Origin of the sequence: Marinobacter sp. UBA2688 (assembly GCF_002352785.1) — a bacterium.
GTDB classification, from domain to species: domain Bacteria; phylum Pseudomonadota; class Gammaproteobacteria; order Pseudomonadales; family Oleiphilaceae; genus Marinobacter; species Marinobacter salarius.
The window spans coordinates 33,061-49,100 of the sequence record NZ_DELU01000013.1 but is presented as its reverse complement, the minus strand read 5'-3'; the positions used below and the strand labels follow the sequence as shown (position 1 = coordinate 49,100).

At 56.7% G+C, this 16,040-nt stretch carries 13 protein-coding genes and 1 tRNA gene; 4 read left to right on the top strand and 10 right to left on the bottom strand.

All coding sequences use genetic code 11. The features are described 5' to 3' along the window. Positions 1-90 precede the first annotated feature (90 nt). From B3M52_RS07575 to B3M52_RS07560, 4 genes are all read left to right on the top strand, one after another. Complete coding sequence (locus tag B3M52_RS07575) at positions 91-2,256, top strand: DNA topoisomerase 3 (protein WP_075194522.1); 2,166 nt, start codon at positions 91-93, stop codon at positions 2,254-2,256. Positions 2,257-2,370: 114 nt separating this feature from the next. Then, entirely contained in the window at positions 2,371-3,096 is a 726-nt protein-coding gene (locus B3M52_RS07570; RefSeq protein ID WP_075194521.1) for a response regulator transcription factor, read from the top strand. A 1-nt stretch (position 3,097) separates the two neighbouring features. Next, positions 3,098-4,735: a FecR family protein gene (locus B3M52_RS07565; protein WP_075194520.1), complete on the top strand. Its 1,638-nt coding sequence runs from the start codon at positions 3,098-3,100 to the stop codon at positions 4,733-4,735. 33 nt (positions 4,736-4,768) lie between these two features. After that, positions 4,769-7,336 carry a CHASE2 domain-containing protein gene (locus tag B3M52_RS07560; protein WP_075194519.1) on the top strand — a complete coding sequence of 856 codons (2,568 nt, stop codon included), beginning with the start codon at positions 4,769-4,771 and terminating at the stop codon, positions 7,334-7,336. A 46-nt stretch (positions 7,337-7,382) separates the two neighbouring features. Here B3M52_RS07560 and B3M52_RS07555 read toward each other — a convergent pair whose 3' ends face one another. The 10 genes from B3M52_RS07555 to rseP all read right to left on the bottom strand — a co-directional run. Continuing rightward, complete coding sequence (locus B3M52_RS07555; RefSeq protein WP_227517763.1) at positions 7,383-7,844, bottom strand: fibronectin type III domain-containing protein; 462 nt, start codon at positions 7,842-7,844, stop codon at positions 7,383-7,385. A gap of 331 nt (positions 7,845-8,175) precedes the next feature. Beyond that, positions 8,176-8,252, bottom strand: a tRNA-Met gene (locus B3M52_RS07550). Positions 8,253-8,322: 70 nt separating this feature from the next. Further along, a complete protein-coding gene (rnhB, locus tag B3M52_RS07545; RefSeq protein WP_041335156.1) occupies positions 8,323-9,000 on the bottom strand; it encodes a ribonuclease HII in 678 nt (225 codons plus the stop codon). Continuing rightward, positions 8,997-10,181 carry a lipid-A-disaccharide synthase gene (gene lpxB / locus B3M52_RS07540; RefSeq protein WP_052479682.1) on the bottom strand — a complete coding sequence of 395 codons (1,185 nt, stop codon included), beginning with the start codon at positions 10,179-10,181 and terminating at the stop codon, positions 8,997-8,999. Before lpxB ends, rnhB begins: the two co-directional genes overlap by 4 nt. Positions 10,182-10,200: 19 nt before the next feature. Next, complete coding sequence (lpxA, locus tag B3M52_RS07535; protein ID WP_036206145.1) at positions 10,201-10,992, bottom strand: acyl-ACP--UDP-N-acetylglucosamine O-acyltransferase; 792 nt, start codon at positions 10,990-10,992, stop codon at positions 10,201-10,203. Next, positions 10,992-11,429 carry a 3-hydroxyacyl-ACP dehydratase FabZ gene (gene fabZ / locus B3M52_RS07530; RefSeq protein WP_036206143.1) on the bottom strand — a complete coding sequence of 146 codons (438 nt, stop codon included), beginning with the start codon at positions 11,427-11,429 and terminating at the stop codon, positions 10,992-10,994. Before fabZ ends, lpxA begins: the two co-directional genes overlap by 1 nt. Before the next feature lie 11 nt (positions 11,430-11,440). After that, positions 11,441-12,466 (bottom strand): UDP-3-O-(3-hydroxymyristoyl)glucosamine N-acyltransferase, encoded by a 1,026-nt coding sequence (gene lpxD / locus B3M52_RS07525; protein ID WP_036206901.1) that lies wholly within the window; start codon positions 12,464-12,466, stop codon positions 11,441-11,443. Between the two features lie 50 nt (positions 12,467-12,516). Further along, positions 12,517-13,014 (bottom strand): OmpH family outer membrane protein, encoded by a 498-nt coding sequence (locus tag B3M52_RS07520; protein ID WP_041335153.1) that lies wholly within the window; start codon positions 13,012-13,014, stop codon positions 12,517-12,519. Positions 13,015-13,065: 51 nt separating this feature from the next. Further along, positions 13,066-15,384: an outer membrane protein assembly factor BamA gene (gene bamA / locus B3M52_RS07515; RefSeq protein WP_036206138.1), complete on the bottom strand. Its 2,319-nt coding sequence runs from the start codon at positions 15,382-15,384 to the stop codon at positions 13,066-13,068. 43 nt (positions 15,385-15,427) lie between these two features. After that, positions 15,428-16,040, bottom strand: a 613-nt coding sequence (gene rseP / locus B3M52_RS07510; RefSeq protein WP_286749355.1) for an RIP metalloprotease RseP, incomplete at its 5' end; no start/stop codon positions are given.

Below are 16,040 nucleotides of genomic sequence, written 5' to 3'. Positions count from 1 at the left end.
AACAGTCTACTACACCAAACGCTATGTTACCTTGACAGGATACAGACAAAGCGCCATCTTCCATCCCCACCCGAAAACTGCTTCCGACTTATGCGCCTGTACATTGCTGAAAAACCAAGCCTGGGCCGGGCAATTGCTGCTGCCCTCCCCGCTCCCCATCAGAAGGGGAACGGATGGATTCGTTGCGGCGAAGGAAGCAACGCCAGCACCGTTAGCTGGTGTATCGGCCATCTATTGGAACCGGCGGAACCCGGCCAGTACGACCCGCGCTGGAAAAAATGGCGACAGGAAGATCTGCCTCTATTTCCCGGGCGCTGGGAGGTGATGCCTAAAGACAGCGTACGCCAGCAGCTCAAGGTATTGGAGTCTCTGGTCCGCAGGGCGGAGACCATTGTCCATGCCGGCGATCCGGACCGGGAAGGCCAACTGCTGGTGGACGAAGTCATCCGCTACACCGGTGCCACCTGTCCGGTGCAGAGAATCCTGATCAACGACCTGACTCCGGCGGCCGTGGCAAAGGCCATCCAGGCTCCCAAGGACAATCGTGAGTTTCGCCGCCTGTCGCATTCCGCCCTCGCCCGCCAGCGGGCGGACTGGCTCTACGGCATTAATCTTACCCGTTTTTATACCCTGTCCTACCAGCAGCAGGGCCAGCAGGGCGTGTATTCCGTCGGCCGTGTACAAACCCCGGTGCTGGGGTTGGTGGTGGAGCGGGACAACACCATTGAGAACTTCCAGCCGAAACCTTTTTTCCGCGTTCAGGCGACGTGCCACGCGGTGGATGAGGAATCGGACCAGCAATCGTTTACGGCACGCTGGCAGCCCTCGGAAGCCTACCGGGAATACCTGGATGAAGAAGACCGTTTGTTGGACAGCGATGTCGCCAGGCAGATTGCCGAGGCCGTAGAAGGACGGCCCGGCAAAGTTACGGAATCCCGTTTCCGCGACAGGAACGAAACGCCGCCCCTGCCATTCTCACTTTCTGCCCTGCAGATCGAGGCGGGGCGACTGTTCCGCATGGGCGCGAAAGACGTATTGGACACCGCCCAAAACCTGTACGAACGCCACCAGTTGATTACCTATCCCCGTTCGGACTGCCGTTATCTGCCGGAAGGTCATTTTGACCAGCGTCAGAGTGTGGTGCAGGCCATTGGCAATGTCGCCGGCGAACTGGCGACAGCCTGCGAGGCAACGGACCTCAACCGCCGCACCGAAGCCTGGAACGACAAGAAGGTAGATGCCCACCACGCTATCATCCCTACGGCCAGAAAGGCGCCCAATGGACGTCTGAGCGAAGCTGAGAGGAACATTTACGAACTGATCAGCCGGTATTACCTGATGCAGTTCAGCGCCGACGCCATTCACCGGGAAGGCAAGTTAACTGTCGGGATTGGCGAACACGCGTTCAGGGCGACAGAAACCGCTGTTCTTCAGCCGGGTTGGAAAACCCTGGAAATTCGCCAGCGGGAAAGCCGACAGGAGGCCGCCAAAGCGCCCCTCCCCCGCCTGGAGAACGGTGACCCCATACTCTGTGACTCAGTGGACATCGCCGAGCGTAAAACCCAGCCACCCCAATATTTCACCGACGCCACGCTGCTGTCAGCGATGACCAACATCGCTCGCTTTGTCAGCGATCCAGAACTTCGCAAAACTCTGCGTGAGACCGATGGGCTGGGTACTGAGGCCACACGAGCGGCGATTATTGATACCCTGTTCCGGCGCGACTATCTATACCGGGACAAGCGCCACATCCGGTCAACGCCGAAGGGAAAGGCGTTGATCGATTCATTGCCGGAATCCGTCAGCAAGCCGGATATGACGGCCATTTGGGAAGCCACCCTGGAAAGTATTCGCCGCGGCGAAGGCAATCCCAAGCAGTTTATTGCAGACCTGAAAGAACAGATACGCGGGTTCATCAACACCCCCGAGCAGGAAGCCACGACTTCTCCACCAGGCGAGGGACAGCCGCACTGCCCCAAGTGCCGCGCTCCCATGCGCCAGCGCGAGGGCAAGTTTGGTGCCTTCCACGCCTGCACCCGCTTTCCGGACTGCAAAGGCACGCGGCCCATTGAGGACCAGTCGCCGGCGGATGGCACGGGAGAAAAACCCATTCCCTGCCCGCACTGCTTTTCGCCCCTGGTGCGCAGAAAAGGTAAAAAAGGCTGGTTCTGGGGTTGCAGTAGTTTCCCCGGCTGCCGACAAACACTGGATGACGACAACGGAAAGCCTGCGATCCGTTTACGCAACACTACATAACGACACTGAAGCGGAATTGCGGATTTGTAATAATGTGAAGCGGAATTCAATACCCATTCCCCGCCGTCGGCCGGGAAGCCTGAATATGACAAATTTGATGTCGGGAGACGTTTGATGCGAATTGCCCTGCTTGAGGACGAACATGAACAGGCTCAGCACATTCAGTCTGTGTTGTCCGAGCGCGGGCACCACTGCGACAGTTTTCCGTCAGGCCAGGCATTTCTGAGCGCGGTCCTTCACCGCAGCTATGATCTGCTGGTGATGGATTGGCAAATACCCGACATGACCGGGATTGAGGTTCTGGAAAGCGTACGTGCGCAGTTGAACTGGCAGATTCCGGTGGTGTTTCTCACCCAGCGCGACAGCGAGACGGACATCGTACGTGCGCTGGATGCTGGTGCTGACGACTACCTCGCCAAACCCGCTCGCGAGGCAGAACTGGTGGCGCGCATCAATGCATTGGCACGTCGCACCAGCCCCGATACCGAAAAAGAATCGTTGCAGTACGGCCCTTTCGAGATCAATACCCAGCTTCGGACCATTGCGCTTCACGGCAACGTGCTGACGCTGACCGACAAGGATTTTGACCTGACCCTGTTCCTGTTCCAGAACCAGGGCCGGCTACTGACCCGCGAGATGCTGCTTGAGCGGGTATGGGGACTGGCGAAAGACATCAATACCCGTACCGTGGACACGCACATGAGCCGGCTTCGCCGCAGACTGGGCCTTAATCCCGAAAACGGCTTCCGCATCAAGACCATTTACCAGCGCGGCTATCGTCTTGAGGCCATGAAAGCCTCTGGCCCGGATGAGAACGTACCGGTCATGGAACAAGCCTGACATGAGTCAATGCGTCACCCTGCGAACGTTCACCGGTTTGCTGCTCCTAATCAGCTCCCTGGCGGCGTTGCCAGTACAGGCGGAACTTTCGGTCACCCGGGGCTCCCAGGCGGCCACTGCTACCCCTGAATCCAATGCGACGCCGGAGTGGATCTATACGGTACGACCCGGTGAACATTTTGCGGAGATCGCTGACGCATTGTTGTCCAAGGATATTCCCGCCATTCGCCTGCTACAGCATAACGGCATCGATAACCCCGCCAAGGTGGGCAGTGGAGACAACCTGAGAATTCCCCTTGCCTGGCTTCAGCGCCAACCCAACCCTGCGCGGGTCAACTCGGTGACCGGGTCGGTGCAACTGATTTCCGGTAGTGACGGCACCAAACGCCCCCTGACCAGCGATTCCCTGATTCGGGTGGGTGATGAAATCCGGTCACAGGCTGGCACGGCAACCATCGAACTTGCTGACGGCTCTGTAGTGCGGATATCACCGCATTCCCGCCTCGCCTTCAATCGCCTGACGCAGTATGGGAAGTCCGGCATGGTGGACACCCGCCTGCGCCTCAATCAGGGCGAAATTGAAACCCAGGTGAAACCCGTGATCGAGGGCGGTTCACGTTTTGAGATCGAAACGCCCTCCGCGGTGGCGGCAGTCAGGGGCACCATGTTTACCCTCAGGACTGCGCCCGGCATGACCGATCTACGGGTTACCGAGGGCGAGGTATCGTTTGGCCCGCCGGGGCAAACACGCCGGATTCCAGCTGGTTATAGCGCCAGCGTTTCAACCGCAGGTGTGGGCAGAATGAGCATCCGTCGCCTGCCCCCAGCCCCGGAGATTAACCCCCTGCCGCAGCAGTTGAAGCAACTTCCTGCACAGTTGAGCTGGACGCCCAACGGAGCCAACAGCCATCGCGTGGATATCTTTGATGCCGAGTCCGGCCGCTGGATTAACAGCAGCGAAGTCAGCGACAATGATTTCGATATTAACCTGCTGGACAATGGCCGCTACGAGATTCACCTTGCCGCCATCGACAATCGTGGCATGGCAGGCATGCCCGGCGTCATGTCTTTCGAAGTCGACCTACAGGCCCGGACTGCCGCACTGGAACAACCGGAACCAGGCGCGACCGTTAACGACGACATGCCCGAGTTCCGATGGCAATTGCGCGGCGAAAACGAAGTCGCCCGGGTGGAAATTGCGGAGGACAAAGACTTTGGAAACACGATTGCCACCAGCGAGTGGGCGCCTGATGAAAGCGCACTGCCTTCTCGACCACTGACACCGGGACAATACTACTGGCGGGTGGTCACCGAGGCCGGCGGCAATTCTGTGGCCACGAGTGAGGCACGCTCGCTGGTCGTGAACGGGACCCTGCCACCGGTTCGCATCATCAGTGTCAACTACGTCGATAGCCAGGTAAGGGTATTCTGGCAGAGGGTGGATACTGCAACCGATTATCGCCTGCAGCTGTCTGAAGAACCGGGATTTAACAACATCATCAAAGAGGCTACGCTGTCGGATACCACTGCGGCCTTGCGCCTCATTCCCGGAAGACGGTATTTTGTTCGCCTGAAAGCCCTCTCTGACGGTCCGCTCGAAAGCCGGTGGGGACCAGGGAGGGAATTGTTTCTGGAATAACCCACAATTTCCTGATACCCGACAGCAGGCCCCATGACCCGGAACTGGTTTCCCATTAAAACAACACCTTGGACGCTGGGCCTGCCACTACTGACATTTTTGCTACTGTTCCAGACGACCTCTGCTCCGGAGCGCCTGGACTTCTGGCTTTACGACACCCTTATCACCGCAACACCCGCAGAACCGGCCGATGACGTCGTTGTTATCGCCATTGACGAACTGAGCATGGATCGCCTGGGGCGCTGGCCCTGGCCACGGACAACCCATGCACAGCTCATTGAGAAACTCCATCAGGCCGGCGCCAAAACGATTGTCTTCGACATCCTGTTCCCCGAACCATCGCCGGCAGACCAAGCAATGGCCAACGCCATGCAGAAACACGGCAACGTCATCCTGCCGCTTCATCTGTCACCGCCCTCCCGGCACTACCTGATCAGCGAACAACTTCCCGCCCCTGCGTTGGCGTCCGCAGCTGCAACGCTTGGGCACGCCCACGTGGAGCTTGACGAAGACGGCTTGGCGCGAGGACTTTATCTGTTCAATGGCCTGGGCGATCAGCTATGGCCCAGCCTGGCACTGGCGGCCTCTGATACACCGTCACCGGGCCCGGAAATATCCAGTGTGCCGCCCTACACAAACGTCAGACAGCACTACCGCGCCATTCCAATGGCTGGTGGTGCCGGGACGCTGCCTTCCCACTCCTATACCAAGGTGCTTGATGGGCAATTCCCAAAGGATGCTTTCAAAGGGCAAACCGTGTTTGTGGGTGCAACCGCACCGGGTTTTGGCGACATCCTGCCCACCCCGTTTTCGGGCCTCAATCAGCCCATGTCCGGCGTTGAGTTCCACGCCAACAGTTATTCCGCATTGGTGAAAGACGAACTGATATCACGGGTATCGAAGCCTATTGCGATTGGTCTCGCCGTTTTTATCATCGCTCTATTGTCGTTCACCCTACCCCGCATGCGACCGGCACGTAGCATTTTGCTCTGTTTGACGAGCCTCGGCTTATTGGCTCTCCTGCATGCGCTACTGTTGGTCGGAGCCAAGCTCTGGCTACCGATCTCCCACGCCATCGTAATTCCCCTGCTGGCGCTGCCCGTATCCAGCGCACTACGGCTGGCCATGACCAACAGCTTCCTCAACCGGCAGCTTGACGAGCTTGCCCGCGGGCCCACCATGACCCTCGAAGAGCCGTCACTGAGGCACCCACCGCAACTGCTCAGCCATTTCCAGGCCCTGCTTCAACCAGAGGGCTGGCTGTTAGCTGAAGGTGATGACGTGATGACGTCTTCTGGTCTGGCCGCCGATGATATCCCGCCACTGGACACCCCGGGCCAATGGCATCACATTGATGGCCAAAGCTGGGTCAGCCTGATACGCAATGGCGTTACCTACAAAATCGGGCTCAAGCTGCCCAACGACCTGAGCCGGGAGGCCATCCAGCGCTACCTCCGCCGTTTGCCGCTGTCCAGCACCCAGGAGCCGGTGCGTAAAACGGGGCCAAGGGAAAACATCTCCGCTCGAATCGAGCGAGTACGCGTGGCGACCGAGCGCATGAGTCAGATGCAGAGGTTTATCAGGCGCAGCTTCGAACGCATGCCGGACGGCATTATCGTAACCGACGAGTTAGGCGTTATCCGCTTTGCCAACGGCCACATTGAAGAATGGTTTCGTGAACCCATGCCAAGCCTTAGCGGCCTGCCCCTGGCCAGACTTCTGGAGGGACATGACCCACGGGACAATCCGCCCTGGCATGAAACCGTCTCGGAAACCCTCACGCTGGCTCAGAGCCGCACAGTGGACCTACGGATTCGCGATATGGATTTCCTGATTCACTTCGCGCCGTTTTCACTGCCTGACAGCGATCAGAACGGCATTATCGCCAACATATCGGATATCTCGGAACTCAGGGAACAACAGCGCCAGCACCGGGAGGCCATCGACTTCATTTCTCACGATGTTCGCTCGCCCCTGGTTTCACAACTTGCACTGATCGAACAGCTCAAGCGGAATCGTGGCCATATCGAGCCGGAACAGCTCGACCAATTGGGTCGGCTAGCGAAGCGCAGTTATCATCTTGCTGAAGAATTCGTGCAGCTTGCCAGGGCCGAACAGTTAACCGAAACCCGCTTTTACGAGTGCGAGTTTTTAGCCATTGTTGAGAACGCCCGCGACAGCGTCAGCGAGCAGGCTGCCGAGAAAGGCATTCAGCTGTTACTTCAGGGAACAGAGGATTTATGGCTGAAAGGAAATGCGGAACTGCTTGAACGTGCCGTGATCAACCTTCTGACCAACGCCGTGCAGTACAGCCCATCCGGATCGATCGTCAACATTCAGGTTTTTCAGGCCGGCCATCAGGCGTGCCTGACTGTAAGCGACGAGGGGGAAGGCATTGCTCCGGAAGAAATCCCCTACCTGTTTGATCGCTATCAGCGCCAGAAAAGCAGCGAGCTGTCTGGCAATCATGGCACCGGGCTCGGGCTGTCGTTCGTGAACGTTGTGGTCGAAAAGCATCGCGGTGAAATAACCCTTCGCTCCCGACCCGGGGAAGGGTCGGCCTTTACCCTCAAACTGCCGATTGCGCATCCATTGGGGTAACAGCAAGGCCGAGCATACACTTCATGTCAGAGATCCGTTGTCTGAACTAGATGGTTTTGCTGACCGGCGCCGATGGCGCGCTCATCAAGCCATCAACATCTTCCACCTGAATCGTGAAGTACCAGGTGCCCGCCGACAAGTTCTCAACGTCATAGCTCATCGTTTCCAAGCCTCCGACATTGTCGACTTGAACTTGTTTGTCGAGGTTATTCCTATCCGTTCCGTACCTGATAACGTAGCGCTCCAAATCGTACGGACTTAGATCATCGCCGTTTTCACGATCGGTGGGCGCATTCCAGCTGAGCGACGCCGAGCGGTCAACCACTCCCTCGCCACCACCGCTCGGTGGTGGATTGCCCTCGGAACCACCTGAGCCAACCCCCGTGCTATCGCCTGTACCTGCAGTGCTCTCTGAGCTACCAGAAGAACCGCCCCCACAGCCTGTGAGGACCAATCCTAAAAACAACGCGGCAATCCATGCCTGTGACACTTTGATGACGCGTTTCATATGTATTTCACACCAATAAATTGCCGAATTTGTTAAATTGTATAAAACGTGGGCAAGTATCGATGTGAATGGTGTCATTTCCCAAGTTACGATTTTGTCAATTTTTCGACAGATAACCGTAATGAAGCAACTGAGGATACTGATTAACCGGGCAATTTTTTGCCCGAAAGGCGATAAATGGCGGTTATTTTTGGTACGAAAGTATTAGATTTAAGGAAAGCCGACTGGATAGGAGTTGCAAAAGGGTCGAAAAATATGCAGGGCGGAACTAAATCCTGAAGTAGACCGAACAGGCACAAAAAAAGCCGGTCAAAGACCGGCTTTTTATAAGTGGTAGCGGGGGCAGGATTCGAACCTACGACCTTCGGGTTATGAGCCCGACGAGCTACCAGACTGCTCCACCCCGCATCAAACTGGTTGTTTACCGGGGCTTCCCCCGATCAACGTGCGCGTATACTAAGGATTCGACCGGAACCTGTCAATCGATATTTTCAAACAAGTCGCCAGGATATTGCAGTTCCTGATCCGCGGCGCGGCTGTACAAACCCACGGCATCAATCGCTTCCTGAACCGGGCGGAATGAGCGACGATGGTGAGCGGTTGCACCCAATCTACCAAGCGCTTCGAGGTGTACGGGCGTCGGATAACCCTTGTGGCCTGCAAAGCCGTACTCAGGGAATTCCTCATGGAGCACAGCCATCTCCCTGTCACGAGTCACCTTGGCGACAATGGACGCCGCACTGATGGCCTCCACCCGGCTGTCGCCCTTCACCACTGGCTCAGAGGTCCAACGCCATTTGGGGCAGCGGTTACCGTCCACCAGTACATATTCCGGCTCGACATGCAGGCCCGCCACGGCACGCTCCATAGCCACCATGGTTGCCTGGAAGATGTTCAGCCTGTCAATCTCATCGGCCTCACAGCGCCCCAGGCTCCAGGATACTGCACGCTCAATGATCTGTTCGTAAAGAGCCTCACGGCGCTTGTCCGTCAGCTTTTTCGAATCCGCCAGGCCCGGTATTGGCTTTTCCGGGTTCAGGATAACCGCGGCCGTCACCACAGCCCCAACCAGCGGCCCGCGTCCCACTTCGTCCACACCGGCCAATAGTCGCCCCTGATATTGGCACTCAAACGGCGGTAAGGGGCGCTTACTCATACTGCTCCGCCTTCTATCAATGCGGAGATGGCTGCAGCAGACTGCTCGTCAGCCCCCTGTCGCAACTGTTCATGCAATTGTGAAAAAGCGGCTGTCAACCGGGCGCGTTCGGATTCATTTTCAAGGCGCTCAAGCACGGCTTCTCCGAGAGACTCGGGCGAAGCATCATCCTGCAATAGTTCCGGAACCAGTTGTTCCTTGGCCAGCAGGTTTGGCAAGGCCACATAAGGCACCTTGACCAGCCTTGAGACCAATGCATAGCTGACACGACTCAACCGGTAACCCACCACCATGGGCTTCTTCAGCAACATGGCTTCCAGAGTGGCGGTTCCGGACGCAAGCAATACCACGTCGGACGATGCCATCACCTCTCTCGAACGACCTCGCACAATGGTCACCGCCAGTTTCACGTCCAGGGCTTCCACCAGTGCCCGAACCTGCTTTTCCCGATCCCGGTTTACGCAAGGAATCACCAGTTGCAAATCCGGACGCCTGCCCTGGATCCAACGGGCGGCCTCCAGAAAAAGAGTACCCAGACGCTCCACTTCCCCGCCCCGGCTCCCCGGAAGAATGGCCAGCACCGGCGCATCTTCCAGAAGCCCCAGGGACTGACGGGCACCAGCTGTATCAGGCATCATTGGAATGCGGTCCGCCAGGGGGTGCCCTACAAAGGCCACGGGCACGCCGTGCTCTTCGTAGAAACGGGCCTCAAACGGGAACAGGGTAAGCATAAGGTTGACAGATTTGGCGATCGTGAAGATCCGCTTTTGCCGCCAGGCCCAGACGGACGGGCTAACATAATGGGCGGTCGGAATACCGGCATCACGACACCTGCGCTCAATACCCAGGGTAAAGTCCGGGGAGTCGATACCAATGACGACGTCCGGCGGTGTCGCCAGCAGGTAGTTCATCAGCCGTGCGCGAATATCGAACAGCTCCCGTATTCGCCCGAGCACTTCGACGAGCCCCATCACTGACAGCCGTTCCATAGGAACGAGAGAGTGGAAGCCTTCCGCGATCATTTCATCGCCACCAATGCCGACAAACCGCGCGTTCGGATACCTGAGCCGCAGGGAACGGATCAGCCCGGCGCCGAGGATATCTCCTGACGCCTCTCCGGCCACGATGGCGAAAGTCACTTTGCGGGTGCTGGCTACAGAGTTTTCGTGATGGTCCGTCACCGGGGCATTCACTCCCTGGTTAGCGGATGATGCCGCGGTGTGCACCACGAAGGGAATCGATCAGGGGCGTAACTTCGGGAATATCGGAGTAGGCTTTTTCGAGCTCTTCAACGGCTTGTTCCGTAGTCAGGCCCTGACGATAGATAACCTTGTAAGCACGACGGAGTGCCAACAACACCTCCTTGCTGAAACCACGGCGGCGCAAGCCTTCCACGTTCATACCAAACGGCTGTGCAGATTGCCCGCTTGCCATGATGTACGCAGGGATGTCTTTCAGCACAATACTTCCACCAGCACTCATGCTGTGGGTTCCAATATGACAGAACTGATGAACCATGGTGCCGCCACCCAGTATCGCGAAGTCACCAACGGACACATGGCCGGCCAATGTCGCACAATTGGCCAGGATGGTGTTATTGCCAATAATGCAGTCATGCGCCACATGCACGTAGGCCATGAGCAGATTGCCATTGCCGATACAGGTTTCACCACGATCCTGAACCGTGCCCCGATGAATGGTGCAGTTCTCACGGATGATATTGTCATCACCGATAACCAGCGTGGTTGGCTCACCCGCGTATTTTTTGTCCTGGCATTCTTCCCCGACACTGGAAAACTGAAATATGCGGTTATTGCGGCCGATTCTCGTTGGGCCCTTGATGACCACGTGGGACATCACTTCAGTCCCCTCTCCGATCTCAACGTTCGGGCCGATGTAGCTCCATGGGCCAACCGTTACGTTGTCGGCAAGCTTGGCAGAGGGGTCCACAATCGCCTGAGGATGGACTCCCGACCATTCTTTTGTCGCCATCAAACTTCTCTCTCAGCGGTCAATATTTCTGCCACACAGACGACTTCATCATCAACCAGTGCGCGGCACTCGAATTTATAGATTCCACGCTTTCCGGAAATAACCTGTGACTCCATGCACAGCCTGTCCCCCGGCACCACGGGGCGCTTGAAACGCGCTTTACTGGAACCAGCCAGGTATTGTACCACGCCGTCTGAGGGTTTCCGGCCAACCGTCACAAAGCCGAGAATACCTGAAAGCTGCGCCATGGCTTCGATGATCAGCACGCCCGGCATAATGGGGTTATTGGGAAAGTGGCCGGTAAAAAAAGGCTCATTAAGGGAGATATTCTTATAGCCCTTGATGAATTGTCCTTTTTCCAGCTCTGTTACCCGATCAACCAGCAAAAACGGGTAGCGATGGGGCAGGTATTCCATGATCTCGTCGATATACATCATCAGTAGCGGCCTCAGCCTTCCATTTTCTTTTCCAGTTCTTTAAGCCGACGCGCCAAGGCATCAAGCTGACGGAAACGCACAGCATTTTTACGCCATTGCCGGTTGCTGTCGGCGCTGGTTCCAGACGAATACACGCCGGGCTCCCGAATGTCACCAGAAACCAGCGTCATGCCGGTCAGGTGGACCTGATCCGCAATCGTAAGGTGCCCTGCCACACCCGATTGGCCGCCAAAAACACAGTGGCTGCCAATACGTGTGCTACCCGCGATACCCACCATCGCCGCCATGGCACTGTGATCACCAATACTGACGTTGTGCGCAATCTGAATCAGGTTATCGAGCTTCACGCCATCGCCAATGATCGTGTCGTCCAAGGCTCCCCGATCAATTGTGGTGTTCGCACCCACTTCAACATCGTCCCCCAGAATGACCCGGCCAAGCTGGGCTATTCGATGCCAGGCTCCTTTCTCATTAGCAAACCCGAAACCGTCGGAACCGATGACCGCACCACTGAGGATATGGCAACGTTTACCCATAACGATATCGTGGGCCAGGGTTACCCGTGGACGCAGTATAGTCTGCTCGCCAATCTGACACCGGGCTCCAATAACACAGCCGGCGCCCACGACAACGTTTTCGCCCACGACAGCCTCAGCCTCAATAACAGCCTGAGGGCCGATGCAGGCCGTATCCGAGACCCTCGCGGAAGACGCCACAACGGCCGACGGGTGAATACCAGGCTCTGGAACTGGCGCCGGGTCAAACCAATGGCTCAGGCGAGCATAGCCGAGGTAGGGGTTATCCAGTAACAGGACGTTGGTAGGACACTGGTCCGCAGTCGATTGCGAGAGTATAACCGCTGAAGCGCTGGTCTCCGTCAGGTAGCGACCGTACGACGGGTTGGCCAGGAAGGCTATCTGGCCCGGAGAAGCCGCCTGAAGCGTCGCAAGCCCGTTGATTTCCGTATCGGGATTGCCCTTGAGCTCCGCGCCAAGCTCAGAAGCAATGTCGCCCAGCCGGTACGAACGCTTTGTCATTGTCAGCTCCACAAGGTTTATCCGGGCGGGCCATTATCCGGCCCTCCGTATCAGCGGTCCAGTTTCTCTAGCAACTCTTCTGTCAGATTCATTTCAGGCTTGACATACACCACCGCCTCGCTGGGCAGGATCATGTCCAGATTGTTCTCTTCCAGGAGCTCCTTAACCGCTGCGTCTACCTCCGGGCGGGCTTCTTCGAGGAACTGTTGCTTGCGATTGGCCACAGTGGAGTCCAGGCGCTGCTTGAGGAAATTGAATTCCTTAACTTTCTCCTGGAACTCAGCAGCCATCTGTTGGCGCTCGGACTCATTCATCATGGCACCGTCTTTCTCAAGCCGTTCCTTGAGCTTGCGGGCGGCCTCCTGGGCTTCACGAACCTTGGCTTCCTCTCCAGCGAAATCTTTCTGCAGTGTCTCGCTGAACGCGCGCGCATCGCTGGACGAGAACAAGGCCTGGCGAAGGTCAACCACACCTATTCTGGTTTCGGCAGCAGCCGGGAATGCGATCAGCAGCATTGACAGAATCGCTGCAACGGAATATCGGAACATGTTGTTTCTCCTGTTTATCATTGTCTTTCGCACCCCCTCCGGCCCTGACGATCAGAAGGTCTGGCCGAGGGAGAACTGGAACACCTGAGTGTCATCACCGCTCTTGTCGTTCAAAGGTTTGGCAAGACTGAACGCCAGCGGTCCTACTGCCGTGATCCACTGGAATCCTACACCGGCCGACAGGCGAATTTCATCCAGGGCCGGATCAAAATTCCTATCGGCATCAAAAACCTGACCCGCATCCACGAAGAACGCGGTTCTCATGGAACGGGTATCCCCAGCAAACGGTGTGGGGAAAATCAGTTCCAGGCTGCCTTCCGTCAACAAGCTACCACCGAAGGGGTCCGGATCGGAGAAGTCGTTCGGCGCATTGGTAGCAAGCGGGCCGAGAGAGTTTGCCTCATATCCGCGCACCGAACCATATCCACCGGCGTAGAAGTGCTCGTAGAACGGCATCACGCTTCGGCCGTTGTAACCGTCCCCGTAACCAATCTCCGAACGCGCCCTGAATACCCAGGTCTGATTATCATTCAGTGGCTGGTAGAACTCGGTTTTCTGATTCAGCTTATAGAATGTCAGGTCGCTGCCGGGCACCGCTACATCAGCGGATAACGACAGGCTATAGCCGTCCGTTGGAAGCACACCCCTATTTAGTGTGCTGCGCCGCCACGAACCGAACAGGAAATAATTGTTGAAATCGTTGCCTTCTTCATCAATGAAGGTTTTGACCTCTTCTGAGGTGAATGCACCCTCCTTCACCTTGGACAACGTATAACCAAGCCCGAAATTAAGGCGGGTAATGTTGTCCGTAGGATAACCGAAGGTGAGGCGGCCGCCGTACTCATCCAGCAGGTAAGAGGAAATATCCTGTTCTTCAAAGTCGGTTTCACGGGCAAACACGCTGAAACCACGGCTGACGCCATCCACGGTGTAGTATGGGTCCTGGTAGGAAAAATTGGCACTCTTGATGGAGTCACTGACGTTGACGCCAAAGGAGACACGCTTGCCGCTGCCAAAGAAGTTGTTCTCGGACACGTTAGCGCCCAGGATTACCCCGGAGGCCTGCGAGAAGCCGACAGACGCCGACAGACTGCCGGTTGCCTGTTCCGCCACGGAATAGTTAACGTCCACCAAATCATCCGTACCGGGCACAGGAACCGTCTCCACATCGACGGTTTCGAAGAAGCCAAGTCGCTCCAGCTTTGTTTTCGAGAATTCGATCCGGTCGGTGGAGGCGACGCCACCTTCCATCTGGGTCATTTCCTGGCGCAACACATCGTCCCGGGTGGAGACGTTGCCATCAAAATTGATGCGCCGGACATACGCCCGCTTACCAGGCTCCACGAAGAAGGTTACTGACGCTGTATTGTCATCGGCAGGCTCCGGCACCGCATTCACGTTTGCAAACGCATAACCTTCGCGGCCAAGACGACGGGAAAGCGCTTCCGAAATCGCCGTCATCCGGGAACGAGAGAACACGTCGCCCTCTTCAATGGGAATAAGCTCCCGCAGCTCTTCCTCAGGTACGATCAGCTCACCGCGCAGGTTGACGTCTGACACCGTGTATTGAGGCCCCTCGTTCAACGAGATGGCAATAAAAACCTGTTTCTTGTCGGGAGAAATCGAGACCTGGCTGGACTCAACCGTAAAGTCGATGTAGCCGCGGTCAAGGTAGAAGGACCGCAGTGACTCCAGGTCGCCGCTCAGGCGCTCCCGGGCATACTTGTCAGCACTGGTGATGGAATTCCACCAACTGGTGGTCTGGAGCTCAAACAGATCCAGCAGCCGCTCGTCGTCAAACGCGTCGTTACCCACAATATTGATGTGCTGGATAGCCGCAACCGTACCTTCGTTAATGTCCAGCTTGATGGCAACGCGATTGCGGGGAAGGTCCTCGGCGGTGGCTTTCACCCGCGCATTGTAACGACCCTGACTGATGTAGGACCGGAGAATCTCAAGCTCCAGTCGCTCAAGGGTCGCCCTGCGAAATACCTGCCCCTCCTGGAGACCCGCTCCGGATAGCGCATCCATCAGCATGGGGGTTTCGATGTTCTTGTTGCCTTCAATGTCTATGGACGTGATTGAAGGTCGCTCCTGAACCGTAAGGATCAGCACACCACCATCACGGCTGGCTTTGATATCGGTAAACAGGCCGGTGCGAAACAGGTCTTTGATCGCATCGGACAGCTCCACCTCATCGACCGGCTCCCCGATCGAAACGGGAAATGCGGAAAATACCGTCCCTGCGGATACCCGCTGAAGGCCTTCTACCTCGATATCGGATACGGTGAATTCATCAGCCAGTGCCGGTTTTATGGTTGAGGTGGCGACTACCAAGCCTACAGCTATACCCAGAAGAGAACGTCTCATTCAATAATTTCGCCTGTTGATGCGCGTAAGGAGTTCGCAATTCTCACAACCGCATCAGGTCGTTGTAAAGTGCGAACACCATTAATGTAAGGATCATTGCCATTCCAATACGCAGTCCGAACGCCTGGGCCTGCTCTGATAGAGGCTTCCGGCGGATGGCTTCAATGGTGTAATAGACAATATGCCCACCATCAAGAACCGGTATTGGCAGAAGGTTCAGCACCCCAAGACTGACACTGAGGTAGGCAAGAAAACGAATAAAGTCTTCGAAACCGGAACTTACACTGGCTTCCGCTATCCTGGCAATGGTAATCGGGCCACTAAGGTTAGTGGGAGAAAGCAATCCGGTCACCATTTTTTTGATCGCGACCAGGGTCAATCGAGTGTCACCCCAGGTTTCGGAAACCGCGTTGGGAATCGCTGCCAGGGGACCATAACTGACATCCCTGAGTACGTGATCAGGCCAGGTCACCTCGCTGACACCCGCACCCACAAAACCGGTAACACTGCCATCGTCTGCCGTTCTTTCCGCGGGCGTCACACGGATTTGTTCCATGCGGCCATCGCGTTCGACCGTTAGCTCCAGGGGCTTTTCGGGCGCCTCGCGTATGAACGCCACCAGTTCGAACCAATCCGCTACTGGCTTTTCGTCCACC

Excerpts from the sequence above, each read along its gene's own strand:
- B3M52_RS07575 (WP_075194522.1), top strand. The coding sequence starts at position 91 with ATGCGCCTGTACATTGCTGAAAAACCAAGCCTGGGCCGGGCAATTGCT.
- B3M52_RS07570 (WP_075194521.1), top strand. The coding sequence starts at position 2,371 with ATGCGAATTGCCCTGCTTGAGGACGAACATGAACAGGCTCAGCACATT.
- B3M52_RS07565 (WP_075194520.1), top strand. The coding sequence starts at position 3,098 with ATGAGTCAATGCGTCACCCTGCGAACGTTCACCGGTTTGCTGCTCCTA.
- B3M52_RS07560 (WP_075194519.1), top strand. The coding sequence starts at position 4,769 with ATGACCCGGAACTGGTTTCCCATTAAAACAACACCTTGGACGCTGGGC.
- B3M52_RS07555 (WP_227517763.1), bottom strand. The coding sequence starts at position 7,844 with ATGAAACGCGTCATCAAAGTGTCACAGGCATGGATTGCCGCGTTGTTT.
- rnhB (WP_041335156.1), bottom strand. The coding sequence starts at position 9,000 with ATGAGTAAGCGCCCCTTACCGCCGTTTGAGTGCCAATATCAGGGGCGA.
- lpxA (WP_036206145.1), bottom strand. The coding sequence starts at position 10,992 with ATGGCGACAAAAGAATGGTCGGGAGTCCATCCTCAGGCGATTGTGGAC.
- fabZ (WP_036206143.1), bottom strand. The coding sequence starts at position 11,429 with ATGATGTATATCGACGAGATCATGGAATACCTGCCCCATCGCTACCCG.
- lpxD (WP_036206901.1), bottom strand. The coding sequence starts at position 12,466 with ATGACAAAGCGTTCGTACCGGCTGGGCGACATTGCTTCTGAGCTTGGC.
- B3M52_RS07520 (WP_041335153.1), bottom strand. The coding sequence starts at position 13,014 with ATGTTCCGATATTCCGTTGCAGCGATTCTGTCAATGCTGCTGATCGCA.
- bamA (WP_036206138.1), bottom strand. The coding sequence starts at position 15,384 with ATGAGACGTTCTCTTCTGGGTATAGCTGTAGGCTTGGTAGTCGCCACC.